Source organism: Niabella hirudinis, from assembly GCF_051201075.1.
GTDB classification, from domain to species: Bacteria; Bacteroidota; Bacteroidia; order Chitinophagales; family Chitinophagaceae; genus Niabella; species Niabella hirudinis.
This window is the reverse complement of sequence record NZ_JBPEHJ010000001.1, coordinates 852550-865904: the sequence shown is the minus strand read 5'-3', so window position 1 is coordinate 865904 and position 13355 is coordinate 852550. Positions and strand designations below refer to the sequence as shown.

Here is a 13355-nt window from a genome sequence, read left to right as displayed (position 1 = left end):
AAAAATTGGCGTAAATCTGCGGGAATTATGCGTGCGTTCAAAAGTTTAAACAACTTCATAATAATATTAAGCTGCCTCTTTCTGATTTTCAGAACCTGTTTACAACTGATCCACAATTTTATCAGCAATGCCATAGGCGATTGCTTCCGGCGCGTCCATCCAGTAATCGCGGTCAAAATCCCGCAGAATTTCTTCAACCGTCTTCCCGCAATTGTCTGCCAGGATCTGGGCGCCAATCATTTTAACCCGCTGTGTTTGTTTGGCTTGTATTTCAAGGTCGCTGCTTACACCCCGGATAAAGCCGCCAAGGGAGGGCTGGTGAATCATGACTTCCCCATGGGGATAAATATACCGTCTTCCTTTTTCGCCACCACTCAGTAAAATGCTGCCCATAGAGGCCGCAAGGCCCATACAAATGGTACTTACGGGGCTTTTGATCATCTTCATGGTATCATAAATGACCATTCCGCTGGTAACCACGCCACCGGGGCTGTTGATGTAAAATTTAATTTCTTCTCCAGGTTTATCGGCATCCAGCAGCAATAGCTTGGTCGTTACTTCGCGGGCGCTTTTGTCATCCACAACGCCCCACAGGTAAACGGCCCGCTGATCAAAAAACAGTTTTTCCAGCCGTTTGTTCAACATCATCAGCTCGTCCCTTTTGTCTGCGGCTTCCTTGGGCTCTTCCTCTTCTCCTTCGCCATCAAAACGAAAAGGCTTAAGCCATTTATCTTCATTTAAATTAGATATCATCTTGTATGTTTTTTGTTGATAAGTTAATAAGTTGGCCGGCTCAAAAGGCAATCGGGACACTGCCCTGTAAACCGTTCAACTTGTAAACGATCTTACTTCTTTTTCTTATTTACCAGTAGTACTTCATCCACAAAGCCATATTCTTTTGCCTCGGTGGCGGTCATCCATTTATCCCGCTCAAAATCCTTCTCAATCTGGTCGATGGGCTTGTCGGTATGGTGGTTCACGATCTCATACAGTTCCGTCTTTAATTTGCGGATCTCGTTTACTGTGATCTCAATGTCGCTGGCTTGCCCCCCGATGCCGCCGCTGGGTTGGTGCATCATGATACGGGCATGTTTGAGCGCTGCTCTTTTACCGTGTGTGCCTGCGCCCAGGAGTACACATCCCATAGATGCGGCCATGCCGATGCATATCGTGGCTACATCGGGTGTTACATATTGCATGGTGTCATATACGCCCAGCCCGGCATAAACACTTCCGCCCGGGCTGTTGATATACATATTAATATCCCGTACGCGGTCCGTGCTGTCCAGGAACAGGAGCTGCGCCGTCACAATGTTTGCCACCTCATCGTTGATGGGGTAGCCCAGGAAGATGATGCGGTCCATCATCAGCCGGCTGTAAACATCCATCACAGCTACATTCATGGGACGTTCCTCAATAATATTGGGCGTTAATGCGGTTACCAGGTGGTTACCATAACCGTGCAGGGTATTGCTTGAAATACCCCGGTGCTTTACCGCATATTTTTCAAATTCCGAGTTATATGTCATAATAATCTTAAGTTACAGGTTAAATTTAATTGCTGCTGTTGTCTCTGCCCCGATGTTTTTACCGGGTGCTGTACAAACGGCTTTTAAAAGTAATCAAATATTTCTCCATTTACAAAATAGTGGTTTTAAATGCCAAGTTGACCGGTTTTGCTCCGGTAAATTCGTCATATATGCATGCTGCCTCAGGGCGTCCGGTTGTTTTGATAATAATTTCTTGATGAAAAGACTGCCGGTTAATTCTTAAAATTGAAATAACTTTAGCCAAATCCTGGAAAATGAAACGGAAAGACTTTTTTAAAATAGCTGCACCGGCGTTCTTACTGCTGGCAAATGGAAATATTGTGCGGGCAGACGAACAGGTGAATACACTGCTGAAAAAGAAAAAGCGGGTGCGTTTTGCCATTGCATCCGATCTGCATTACGGGCAACCGGGCACCGACTATGACCGTTTTTTGAAAGAGGCCGTAGCACGGATCAACGAGGAACACACCAAAGTTCCTTTTGATTTCTGTATGCTCAATGGAGATATCGTGCATAATGATCCTGCCCATTATCCGGCGGCAAAGGAACATATCGAGCGGCTGAAAATGAAGTATTATGTAACGCCGGGAAACCACGATATGGTTACCCCCGAACACTGGAAGCGTATCTGGAATCAGCCGGTGAACTATGATTTTGTAGTAAATGGTACGGTATTCCTGGCAGGAACCACCTCCAATGAAAAAGGGGAGTATATCTGTCCGGACCTGAAATGGATGGAGCAGAAACTGGAACAACATAAGAAGGCCCGGAATCTTTTCGTGATCATACATATCAACCCAGCCAAATTAACCACACACGGGATCGATTGCCCGGAGTTTCTGGCATTGTTGAAACGCTATAAAAATGTAAGGGCGGTTTTTAACGGACATGATCATGATGAGGATGGGATTAAGAAGAAGCTGGATATCCCCTTTGTTTTTGATGCGCATGTGGGCGGTAACTGGGGCACATCGTATCAGGGTTTCCGGGTGGTGGAGCTGCTGGAAGATGGCGGCGTATTTACATACGTAATGAATCCCAATGAGCGGTTGAATGAAGCAAGGCTTTAACTGAACCGGAGTGGCATCAACATTGGCTACAGCGTGCAAACACAGCGGCATAGTTTATGAAGCCTTAAAAGCGGGCCATGCAAACCGCAGCACTTCACTAATCGGTACTCCAGGTATTTTTTCAAAGAGTTGATCGGGGGAAATCAGAATGCTGGTAAACGGAAGTGCGGTACCGTCTGCCATGCAGATTTTATATACCGCAAAATCACGGATCGGACTGCGCAGGCTTGTCCGCCTTTTTATTTCGATTTTTGATATATCCCGTTTGTAATATTGAACCAAATGATCTTCCGTGCCGAAATAGAAATCCGGCAACCCTTTGGAGAGCGTTATTACCGTGTTTTTATCGGCGATATAATACCTGGAAAGCATGAAGAGATTAAGGCCTCCGTCTAATAAAAATACAAAAAAAGCCGCTCTTTTTGAGAACGGCTTTTTAAACAGTTTTTATCGATTAATGGTGGTGATGCTGATGCTCACTTACCATTTTGGAAAAGTCTTCAGCGCTGATGGATGTTGCGTTGGGTTTTACCCTGGTTTCTGCCCACTCAAATACTTTTTGTGACTGCAGACGGTTATACGCATCTTCAACATATTTGCGGTCCTTCATCATACGATCAATATAATCGTTTATCCAGGGCTGATCATCGGTCATACCCATGGCGCCGCCCATGTACTGGAATAATTGCTGTTTGGCAAAGTTCCGGATCTCATCCGGTGCTACCTGAATGGCGTTGTCTGCAACGATTTTTTCAGTGATGAGGTTCCATTTCAACTGGTTCAGGAATGAAGGCATTTCTGCTTCAATCTGCTCGGAACTTTTAGCGGGTTGTTGATTTTCACCTTCCTGCGGCTGGTTATTTTGAGTGGTGAGCCAGTTCTTCAGGAAGGTTTCAGGAAACTCGATCTTCGTATCATCAACCAGTTTGTGAAACAACTGGTCGTGGATCTGGTTACGGCTCTGGGCAGCCCAGTATTGATAAATTTCGTCTTTCACTTTTGCTTTAAAATCTTCTTCGGTTTTTACATCACCTGTGGGATACAACTGGGTAAAGAATTCTTCATTCAACTCCTTTTTTTCCAGTAATCCTACTTTGGTAATCTCCAGCCGGAAGCTTTTATCCTTTGTTGCCGCATCCGTCTTATCGAGGCCCAGGTCCTGGGCAATAAAATCCAGTTCTTTTTCTTCAAAAGCTTCACCCAGCTTAATGCTGATGCTGTCGCCTGCTTTTTTGCCATTGAGCGCTGTTCTTACAGCCGGTGCAAAGTACTTCAGCAGGAGCGAGTTATCTTTTTTGATACCCTCTTCAACATCGTTGCCTTCGGCATCCGTTTCTGTAAATGTCACATTCAGCACATTGTCATCGGCTTCCACTGTTTCTTTATCCGTCATGTTGCCATAACGGTTTTGTAAACGTTCAACTTCTTCGCCCACCATTTCATCGGTGATGTCGATATTATAGCCGGTAATATCCAGTTTGGCCAGGTCCTGCATTTTGAAGTCGGGTTTCAGGCCGATCTCGAAATGAAAATCATAGTCCGAAGGATTGCTCACGTCCAGTTTCGTTATGTCATTTTCCAGAGGAAGAGGCTGGGCAAAAATATCTACTTTATTGGTATCCAGGTAGTTTACCACTTCTTTATCAACAGAGCGCAATACTTCATCAATGAAAAGGGAAGGACCGTACATTTTCTTTATCAGACCTGCAGGTACTTTTCCAGGGCGGAAGCCAGGAATATTGGCCTTCTTGCTATATTCTTTTAAGGATTTTTCAAATCCGGGTAAGTAATCCGTTTTGTCCAGCTTTATGCTGATCTTTTCGTGAAGAGGGCCAATTTTTTCTTGTGTAATTGTCGCCATTTGTATTGTTTAATGTTTAAAGGTTCAATGTTTAAGGTTATTGATGAGCAACATTAAACATTAAACCTCAGTCCGGATGAAGGGACTCGAACCCCCACACCTTGCGGCATCAGATCCTAAGTCTGACGTGTCTACCAATTCCACCACATCCGGATAAGAACTCCATTTCGGGCTGCAAATGTAGTGTATTCTGAAATAAAAAAGCACAGTTCTGTGAAAAAATACAGGCGAACACAGGCTCAGTGTGGTCGCCTTTCAAAGTAGGGGCAAATGGATCCCGGTTTCAAAAAACAATCCAAAATAAACTACCGGGAGGTGTTTTCAGCAGGTTTGCGGTGTTTAAACAGGATCGTGTGCCTGGTTTTATAGATCAGCAGTCTGGACATGCCAGGTATAAACCTGGTTTGGTTGCCTACGGACTGAACATATTACGGCTGTTTCAGGAAAATGGTTTTTTCCAACAGCGCGTTCGCCTTTCTTAGTTTGTCGCTAAACAGGGAACCTTCAACGGCGGGATCAAATTGAACAGTGTAAACAGTTACACCGCCTAATACCAATTTTTTCCGGTTGCTTTTTTTAGTATTTTTTACAGTGTTCATATTTCGAATTTAATAAATTCTTTGCACAAAAAGGCTAAATAAATAAAATGAGATTCGGGTTTGAAAATCAATTCTTTATACCCCTGATCGGTCTCAATAAGGCCGGTGATCGCAAATTCTTTGATAAATCCGGAATGGTACATTTTTAAAATCCGCTGATAAAGCCGCTGTCGTTCGGGTGTACTACCAACAAACATTATTTTGATATTCGGCCTGAGCAGGGTAAATTCTTTCAGGATACATATAACGGTGACAAGCACTTTTATAATATCGCCATTGTCGGAGTGTACCGAACCATCAATACTTCCATTGGGGAGTAGATCGCCAAAGCAGAGGTGCCGCCTTTGGCCCTTTTCAGAATATTTAATATCTTGACAGGGTCTTGTGTTGCGCGGCAGAATTTATGTAATTTTAACCAGAGGATTGAATCGTTATCAAAGAAACAAGGAAGAGGAGTGTGCCAAATATTGCATGAAAACAGTAGAGCAAAAACCCAAATATAGTCTTAACGAAGAGCAGGAAAAAAAACTGATTTTAAGGGAGTACCGGTCGTTGATGCGTGCGTTAAAGGATAAGATCAAGCCGGGCGACAGGGATATTTTACGAAGAGCTTTTGAAATGGCGGCAGACGCTCACAGCAGTATGCGGCGCAAGAGCGGTGAGCCCTATATCCTGCACCCGATTGCTGTAGCAAAAATATGTGTGGAAGAGATCGGTCTGGGCGTTCGGTCCACGGTGTGTGCCCTGCTCCATGATACTGTTGAAGATACGGATATTACCTTCCAGGATATTGAGCGCGAATTTGGCTCGGAAATTTCAAAGATCGTGGATGGCCTCACCAAGATCTCCAATGTGATCGATTCTTCCGCCTCCCAGCAGGCCGAAAACTTCAAAAAGATCCTGCTCACCCTTACAGATGATCCCCGCGTGATCCTCATCAAACTGGCCGATCGTTTGAACAACATGCGTACGCTGGACAGTATGAAGCGGGAAAAGCAATTAAAGATCGCATCTGAAACGGTCTATGTGTTTGCTCCTCTGGCACACCGGATGGGGCTCTACAGCATTAAAACAGAACTGGAAGACCTGGCGATGAAGTACCTGGAGCCGGATGCTTATAAAGAGATTGCCAAAAAACTGGCAGAGACCAGGCGCGACCGTACCCGGTATATCAACGAGTTTATAAAACCCATCAAGGAAAAGCTGGAGCGGAACAAGTTTGATTTTGAAATATACGGGCGCCCAAAGAATATTCATTCCATCTCGAATAAAATGAAGAAAAAAGGCGTAACCTTTGAGGAGGTTTATGATCTTTTTGCCATCCGGATCATTCTGAATTCCCCGCAGGAACGGGAAAAAGAAGACTGCTGGAAGGTGTACTCGCTGATCACTGATGAGTACACGCCTTCTATTGAGCGGCTGCGCGACTGGGTAAGTAACCCCAAATCCAATGGATATGAAGCATTGCATACCACGGTAATGGGCCCCCGGGGGAAATGGGTGGAAGTGCAGATCCGCTCCAAACGCATGAATGAAATTGCCGAAAAGGGACTGGCCGCACACTGGAAGTATAAGGAAGGCGGCGCTAATGAGAACCGGTTTGATAAGTGGTTTCAACAGATCCGGGAGGTGCTCTACAACCAGGATGCCGACAGCGTGGATTTTTTGCAGGATTTCAAGATGAGTTTCCTAACGGAGGAAATTTACATCTATACGCCCAAGGGAGATATAAAAATGTTGCCGGTGGGCAGTACCGCGCTCGATTTCGCCTTTGCCATTCATACGGCCATTGGCGCTAAAACAATTGGAGCCAAGGTGAATCATAAACTGGTACCCATCAGCTATAAACTGCGCAGCGGAGATCAGGTAGAGATCATTACCAGCAACAAACAAACCCCATCCGAGGATTGGCTATCGTTTGTGGTAACAGCAAAGGCCAAGGCCAAAGTAAAAGAGGCACTGAAGGAAGAAAAGAAAAAAGTAGCCGATGAAGGACGGTATACCATCCAGCGCAAACTGGAAGGCATGGGTGCTTCTATGCAGCAGTCTAACCTGGATGAGTTGGTCCAGTTTTACAAACTGCACTCAAACCTGGAGCTGTTTTACCAGGTGGCTATTAAAAACATCGATCTTAAAGAACTGAAAGAATTTAAGACGATCGGCGACCGCATCGAATACCCGAGGCCGGTTAAGATCGTGCAGGAACATAAAATAGAGAACCATACCCCGGCATCCGGTAGCAATAAACAGGATACGGAGCTGATTATTTTTGGCGAAAGCAGTGATAAGATCATGTACCACCTGGCTAATTGCTGCAAACCTATCCCGGGAGATGATGTTTTTGGTTTTATCACCACAGGAAAAGGGCTGGCCATTCACCGGACTAATTGTCCCAACGCGCCTAAGCTGCTGGCAAATTACGGGCACCGGATTGTAAAAACCAAATGGGCCAAGAACAAGGAAATTTCATTCCTTACGGGTGTTAGGATCATCGGGATGGATGATGTGGGCGTGGTAAGCAAGATTACCAGCCTCATTTCCGCCGAACTCAAAATCAATATTGCCGCCCTTACCATTGAAGCTTCGGAGGGCCTTTTTGAAGGCAACATTAAAGTATATGTGCATGATAAGGAAGAGCTGGATGAACTGGTGAACCGGTTAAAGGACCTGAACGGTATTGAATCGGTAGAACGGTATGATACCGAAGACCTGCCGGGGAAATAGGCGGTTCCAGGTTTAAGCCCGCCCCCGGACGACCCGGTCGGACGGGGTTCAATGTTTCAGGTTTCCCGATACATCGCATGTGCGTCAAGTTAATTTTTGTCCTGGGAGCTGCAGCGCAGCGCTGATCCTGTTAGTAAACGACAATACAGGTAATAAAGGTGCAGCGCACCGGTAATCATTGCGGTTTGTACAAGCGGTGCACAGGAAATTACCGCCGCGCTGCGGCTACGGGAGGTTTTGGGCGTTCATCGTTATAAGGGTCAACGGCGCGCTGCGCCTGTTTGCCATTAAAAGATGCGATCTTTTTGGCGTGAGAGGTTTACCCGTACTACATTTCATGGCAACATGATCTGTTCTTAACCTGACGTGCATGCGATACATCGGGACGTTTTTCTGCCTGATGTACTTATGTTTAGGCTAAAGGTTCTTATTTCTCATTTATGATTCCGGTATTTCATCAGGATGCGTAGCGCCGAATAGGAACGGCACCTTCATTTTCAGATTTTCACATTCCCACATTTTTAAATTCTGAGCAGGAACGGGCCTCACTTTTACGTTTAAAATTTTTCATTGGATATTTTGAATTCCCCTCCGGGGAAACCTCTATTTTTGCAGCTTTAAGAATCGTTAATAAAAAGTTCATAATGATAGATGTTATTCTGGGTCTGCAATGGGGCGATGAAGGCAAAGGCAAGATTGTAGATTTTTTTGCAAAGGACTATGATGTAGTGGCGCGCTTTCAGGGCGGGCCCAATGCCGGACATACGCTTTACCGGAACGGAGAAAAACTGGTATTGCGCCAGATTCCTTCAGGAATTTTTAATGAAGGAAAGATCAATCTTATCGGCAACGGGGTGGTACTGGATCCCATTTCCCTCGAAAAAGAATGCGAGCAGCTTACAAAATTTGGAGGCGATCTGAAGAAGAATCTTTATGTTGCCGAACGGACCAACCTCATTATTCCCACGCACCGGGCGCTGGATAAAGCATCGGAACAAGCTAAAGGAAATAGCAAGATCGGTTCTACATTAAAAGGAATCAGTCCGGCCTATATGGACAAAACAGGGCGCAATGCCTTGCGTGTGGGCGATATCCTGAACCCCGATTTCAAAAATATGTATGAGGCTTTAAAGGAAAAGCATTACGTGATCCTGAACTCCTACGGCTTTGATGAAGATATCAGCCAGGATGAGGCCGATTTCTTTGAGGCCATCGAATTCCTCAAAACACTGAACATTGTAAACGGAGAATATTTTATTAATAAATTGCTGAAGGAGGGTAAAAAAGTACTGGCGGAAGGGGCACAGGGCAGCATGCTGGATGTGGATTTTGGTACATTTCCGTTTGTAACCTCCTCCAATACGATTTCTGCAGGTGTGTGCAGCGGACTGGGTGTGGCGCCACAGCATATTAAAGAAGTAATAGGCATTACCAAAGCGTATTGTACCCGTGTGGGAAGCGGCCCGTTTCCTTCTGAACTGGATAATGAAGACGGTCAGCGCCTGCGCGATATTGGTAAAGAATACGGAGCTGTAACCGGTCGTCCGAGACGTTGTGGCTGGATCGACCTGGTAGCCCTGAATTTTGCCTGCATGATCAACGGGGTTACCCAGCTGGTGATGACCAAGGCTGATGTGTTGGATCATTTTGAAAAGCTGGAGGTTTGCTCCGCCTATTCCCTGGATGGAGCGGCAATTACCGAAATACCACTGCGCCTGGATCTTGCACCCTACCAGCCCAGGTTTGAGGCATTTGAGGGCTGGCACACCGATATTTCCCAGGCTAAATCTTACGAGGGACTGCCGGAGAAAATGAAAAACTATATTACCTTTATCAATGATTATCTTGGTGTTCCTGTAAAGTATATTTCCAATGGCCCGGAAAGAGAACAATTGATCAAAATTTAACGAAGAATTTGTTTAAAGGAGAAGTACCGCCCGCTGGCGAGCAACGATTTTGATGCGGAGTTTTGCAGAAAATCGATCTGCTGGCATTTGTGGTTGGGATTGATCTGCTTCAATCAGGAGAAATACTAAATGGGATATCCCCGCAGGAAAAGCGTTTAAACAAATTCGAATAAAAAATCAGTTTAAAAAATTTGGAGAATTAAAAACTTCGATTAAAATTTACATTTTCATTTATCAGATTTTATTAGGTTATGGCAAAATCAAATAAGTCAGCAGGAACAGACAAGAAGACAAGGGCAGGAAATGTGCCTGCAGAAAAGGCGTCTTCAAAATCAAAGAAAGAAGAGGATGAATTGGAGGATGATGATCTTCAGGAAGAGGAGGATGAATCCCCGGTACGGGCGAAAAAGGGAAAGGTCTCAAAGGACGATGATGATGAGGATGAGGATTTGGACGAAGAGGATGATGACTGGGATAAGGTAGAAGAAGATGAGGATTGGGATAAGGATTTTGAGGAATTCGATATTCCGAAGTCGAAGTCAAAATCCGGCGGAGTTGGGAAAGGGAAAAAATCGTATGATGAAGATGAGGACGATTTTAAACCGGATGAGGAATTTGATGACCTGTTTGGTAACAACAACGATGATTTTGATGACGATGATGATTTTAGATAAGGATCATCGGGACAGATTTTTAATAAATGGCATTGGATAGTGAACCAATAACAGGCCAGAGTTTTCTGTTAAAAGACGCTGTTTTTATAAAAGCAAAGGTGTTAAACTGGTTAAGACGGTTTAACACCTTTTGTTTTTTAGACTCCTGTGGTTTCCCGGAGCAGGATTTTGAATTTCTTGCAGGCGCCGGCGTAAAGCGTAAGGTGTTACTTTCGGGTGCGGACGCACTTACCGCTTTTGATGATTTTTTAGCTGAAAAAAAAACATGGCTGCTTGGGCATTGGAACTATGAACTGGAAACGGGCATGGGCTGTTATAGTCCGGGGCGGACCGCTGCGGTGGAATTTCCCGAAGGCTTTTTCTTTGAGCCGGATTGGTTGCTGTATGTAAAAGGCAACCGGCTGTATATTGAAGGCGAAGACCCGGATTCCGTTTATAAAGCGCTGCAGGAGGAAGCTGTGGCTGCACCTGTGAGCCTGCAATTGCAACAGGCTGTCCGGTGCCGGGTTACCAAAGAGGCGTACCTGCAGGCTATCCGGCAGCTGCAGGGGCACATTCACCGGGGCGATTGTTATGAGATTAACTATTGTGTGGAATTTTTTTCGGCCGCGGCAGCAATGGATCCCGTTGAGGTATACCAGCAGCTGACCACCCGTTCTCCCAATCCATTTTCGGGGCTTTACCGCGTTGATGATCAATGGCTGATTTGCGCCAGTCCCGAGCGGTTCTTAAAAAGAGTGGGTAGTAAGCTGATCAGCCAGCCCATTAAAGGAACGCTTTCGCGAAGCGGAACCGACGCCGCCAGTTTGTATACAGAGCAACAGCAGTTGGCCGGCAGTAAGAAAGACAGGGCCGAAAATGTGATGGTGGTGGACCTGGTAAGAAATGATCTTTCACGTATCTGCAAGGCAGGTTCGGTACAGGTGGATGAGTTGTTTGGCGTTTACAGCTTTGCGCAGGTACACCAGATGATCTCCACGGTTTCGGGGACCGTTGGGGAGGATGTGGATATGGCAGCAATTTTAAGAGCTACCTTCCCGATGGGGTCCATGACCGGCGCCCCCAAAGTTCGGGTAATGCAACTGATCGACCATTATGAAAAAACAGCCCGGGGCATTTTCTCTGGCGCGCTGGGTTATATACAGCCCGATGGAGATTTTGATTTTAATGTCATAATCCGCAGTTTGATGTACAATGCGCAAACGGGTTATCTTTCTTATAAAGTAGGGTCGGGTATCACCATTTACAGTGATCCCGAACAGGAATGGGAAGAATGCCTTTTAAAGGCAACAGCAATAGAAGCGGTGCTGAAAGGGCATTGATAACAGGTTTATGTTTATGAGCCCTCTTCATCTGCTTTGATAGAGCCGGTAGGCCGGAAGGTATACCCATGCTCCTTTTCAAGATATTCCCGGATGCCATAGATGCTTTTGTCACGAAGGTTCGCTTTTGTTTTAAAATTCTGGCGGCTTTTTTTAACGGTTTCAATACTGATATGCAGCAGGTCTCCGATTTCTTTATTGGTTTTCCCCATAACGGCCATTGCCATGATCTGGAACTCCCTCGGAGCCTTTGAGGTATTATAAGAATAGTTGTCCTTTGTGGGGGAAATATCCCTGGAGGCTCCAAAGCCGGAACTGCCTTCAAGAACGTCCTGTATTACCGATATAAGGGTTTCCACCGGTTCGTTCTTATGCACGTAACCGTCAAAACCCCATTTGATCAGGTCCTTGCTATGGAAGGAGGAGTTTGTATAGGCAATCACTTTGGGTGGTTTGAACAGATCCTTTTTTAGCTGGGCGCATCCCTTATCCCCGCTCAAACCGGTCAGGATAATATCCAGTAAAATAAGGTCGGGCTGAATCTTGGTTAAGGGTTCCCGGGCGCTTTCAATATTGTAGTATTGCCCTTTTAAGACCAGGTTGTCGAACCGTCTCAATATGTAAGCTAATCCTTTTTGCATTACGGGATTATCTTCGATGATCACATAACTATAAACGCGCGCGGTAATCATTTTTTGTCAAAGTGGGGTTCTAAATAATCAGGCATGACAATACACGGGAATGCCGGCCCGGCCCCTGGCGGTATAAATCCGCAATAGCAGCATTTAAATAACTTTTTGAGGCTTTGCAATGGATGGCCGCTATCCACAGAAATGTCTTCCTCAAAATGAAGAATCCTGTGTTGTTTTGAAATCGCGGACCGGAGGTGGGGCCTGGGCTTCTGATCAAATACGCGCGTAAGCATGCAATTTAGTTGTGCAGATCAAAGCTAACACTAAACTGCGATTTTAAAAAATACTACTTGTGGGTATTGACCTACGCATTTCGCCATACTACTTTTACATCAGCGACCTGGTTTTTGAATTGACTGTACCCAAAGGGTTTATTATGAGGCAACTAAGACTAACTGTGCTTTTTAGCGCGGGCAAGCGTATATGTGGCAATCTGTTGACTGCTCCTTTATTTTTGATGCTGTTTTTTATTGGCTGCAGTAAGCGCGATGTGCAGGTGGAAGATAACGGAACGGCGATAAACCGGACGGAATTGCTTACAACAGGTGAATGGAAGTTGAATGCCTGGACCTGGACCATTAACCCTGCAGAAATGGCTGCGTTTGATGAGGAAAGTGAAAGTGATGCAGTTTCCGGACAAAGTTATGAAAACGATGAGGTGGCCCTTTTTAAAGCCAGTGGGGAGGTAGTTATGGATGTAGTCATGAATCCCAAAACCTTTTACGGGGAAAACACTGCTGCGGGGCGCGCAACCGATAAATGGGAATGGACCAGCGATCATTCGGGCATTGTAATAGGAACAGGAGAAGAGGCAACCACTTATATGATAACGGAGCTCACGGCTAACCGGCTTAAAATGCGGCAAACCTATGTAGATGATGGAACCACTTATGTAAGCGAAATGACATTAATTCATTGAGCAGGAAGGGTATTTAAGCAGCAAAGTTTTAGCGGAA

Annotated in this window: 13 protein-coding genes and 1 tRNA gene; 6 read left to right on the top strand and 8 right to left on the bottom strand. The window is 45.3% G+C overall.

Features of this window, described 5'->3' with window-relative positions; genetic code table 11:
• Positions 1-99: 99 nt before the first annotated feature.
• Positions 100-753, bottom strand: coding sequence for a ClpP family protease (locus GGU45_RS03260; RefSeq protein WP_435221958.1), 654 nt, complete (start codon positions 751-753; stop codon positions 100-102).
• A 92-nt stretch (positions 754-845) separates the two neighbouring features.
• A complete protein-coding gene (locus tag GGU45_RS03255) occupies positions 846-1529 on the bottom strand; it encodes a ClpP family protease (protein ID WP_435221957.1) in 684 nt (227 codons plus the stop codon).
• A 275-nt stretch (positions 1530-1804) separates the two neighbouring features.
• Between GGU45_RS03255 and GGU45_RS03250 the strand changes: the two genes are divergently transcribed.
• Positions 1805-2620: a metallophosphoesterase family protein gene (locus tag GGU45_RS03250; RefSeq protein WP_435221955.1), complete on the top strand. Its 816-nt coding sequence runs from the start codon at positions 1805-1807 to the stop codon at positions 2618-2620.
• 54 nt (positions 2621-2674) lie between these two features.
• Here GGU45_RS03250 and GGU45_RS03245 read toward each other — a convergent pair whose 3' ends face one another.
• The 5 genes from GGU45_RS03245 to GGU45_RS03225 all read right to left on the bottom strand — a co-directional run bounded on the left by GGU45_RS03245 (position 2675) and on the right by GGU45_RS03225 (position 5448).
• A complete protein-coding gene (locus tag GGU45_RS03245) occupies positions 2675-3064 on the bottom strand; it encodes a PH domain-containing protein (RefSeq protein ID WP_492226443.1) in 390 nt (129 codons plus the stop codon).
• A gap of 10 nt (positions 3065-3074) precedes the next feature.
• The gene (gene tig / locus GGU45_RS03240) at positions 3075-4481 is read right to left on the bottom strand and encodes a trigger factor (protein WP_435221951.1); all 1407 of its coding nucleotides are present in this window, start codon (positions 4479-4481) and stop codon (positions 3075-3077) included.
• Positions 4482-4552: 71 nt separating this feature from the next.
• Positions 4553-4634: transfer RNA gene (locus tag GGU45_RS03235), tRNA-Leu, on the bottom strand.
• Positions 4635-4909: 275 nt separating this feature from the next.
• Complete coding sequence (locus GGU45_RS03230; RefSeq protein ID WP_435221949.1) at positions 4910-5080, bottom strand: hypothetical protein; 171 nt, start codon at positions 5078-5080, stop codon at positions 4910-4912.
• On the bottom strand, positions 5077-5448 hold the full coding sequence (locus GGU45_RS03225; RefSeq protein WP_435222021.1) for a DUF6934 family protein: 372 nt from the start codon (positions 5446-5448) through the stop codon (positions 5077-5079). Before GGU45_RS03225 ends, GGU45_RS03230 begins: the two co-directional genes overlap by 4 nt.
• A 103-nt stretch (positions 5449-5551) precedes the next feature.
• Here GGU45_RS03225 and GGU45_RS03220 point away from each other — a divergent pair, with 103 nt between their 5' ends.
• From GGU45_RS03220 to GGU45_RS03205, 4 genes are all read left to right on the top strand, one after another.
• Positions 5552-7804, top strand: coding sequence for a RelA/SpoT family protein (locus tag GGU45_RS03220; protein WP_435221947.1), 2253 nt, complete (start codon positions 5552-5554; stop codon positions 7802-7804).
• A 644-nt stretch (positions 7805-8448) separates the two neighbouring features.
• A complete protein-coding gene (locus tag GGU45_RS03215) occupies positions 8449-9711 on the top strand; it encodes an adenylosuccinate synthase (RefSeq protein WP_435221945.1) in 1263 nt (420 codons plus the stop codon).
• A gap of 251 nt (positions 9712-9962) precedes the next feature.
• Positions 9963-10385, top strand: coding sequence for a hypothetical protein (locus GGU45_RS03210; protein ID WP_435221943.1), 423 nt, complete (start codon positions 9963-9965; stop codon positions 10383-10385).
• A 26-nt stretch (positions 10386-10411) separates the two neighbouring features.
• Positions 10412-11707 carry an anthranilate synthase component I family protein gene (locus GGU45_RS03205; RefSeq protein WP_435221941.1) on the top strand — a complete coding sequence of 432 codons (1296 nt, stop codon included), beginning with the start codon at positions 10412-10414 and terminating at the stop codon, positions 11705-11707.
• 14 nt (positions 11708-11721) lie between these two features.
• Here the strand turns inward: GGU45_RS03205 and GGU45_RS03200 are convergent, their stop codons facing one another.
• Positions 11722-12399: a response regulator transcription factor gene (locus GGU45_RS03200; RefSeq protein ID WP_435221939.1), complete on the bottom strand. Its 678-nt coding sequence runs from the start codon at positions 12397-12399 to the stop codon at positions 11722-11724.
• Positions 12400-12691: 292 nt separating this feature from the next.
• Here GGU45_RS03200 and GGU45_RS03195 point away from each other — a divergent pair, with 292 nt between their 5' ends.
• The gene (locus GGU45_RS03195) at positions 12692-13318 is read left to right on the top strand and encodes a hypothetical protein (RefSeq protein ID WP_435221937.1); all 627 of its coding nucleotides are present in this window, start codon (positions 12692-12694) and stop codon (positions 13316-13318) included.
• Positions 13319-13355: the final 37 nt, after the last annotated feature.

Coding starts and splice junctions, on each gene's coding strand:
- GGU45_RS03260 (WP_435221958.1), bottom strand. CDS start 753: ATGATATCTAATTTAAATGAAGATAAATGGCTTAAGCCTTTTCGTTTT.
- GGU45_RS03255 (WP_435221957.1), bottom strand. CDS start 1,529: ATGACATATAACTCGGAATTTGAAAAATATGCGGTAAAGCACCGGGGT.
- GGU45_RS03250 (WP_435221955.1), top strand. CDS start 1,805: ATGAAACGGAAAGACTTTTTTAAAATAGCTGCACCGGCGTTCTTACTG.
- tig (WP_435221951.1), bottom strand. CDS start 4,481: ATGGCGACAATTACACAAGAAAAAATTGGCCCTCTTCACGAAAAGATC.
- GGU45_RS03230 (WP_435221949.1), bottom strand. CDS start 5,080: ATGAACACTGTAAAAAATACTAAAAAAAGCAACCGGAAAAAATTGGTA.
- GGU45_RS03220 (WP_435221947.1), top strand. CDS start 5,552: ATGAAAACAGTAGAGCAAAAACCCAAATATAGTCTTAACGAAGAGCAG.
- GGU45_RS03215 (WP_435221945.1), top strand. CDS start 8,449: ATGATAGATGTTATTCTGGGTCTGCAATGGGGCGATGAAGGCAAAGGC.
- GGU45_RS03210 (WP_435221943.1), top strand. CDS start 9,963: ATGGCAAAATCAAATAAGTCAGCAGGAACAGACAAGAAGACAAGGGCA.
- GGU45_RS03205 (WP_435221941.1), top strand. CDS start 10,412: ATGGCATTGGATAGTGAACCAATAACAGGCCAGAGTTTTCTGTTAAAA.
- GGU45_RS03200 (WP_435221939.1), bottom strand. CDS start 12,399: ATGATTACCGCGCGCGTTTATAGTTATGTGATCATCGAAGATAATCCC.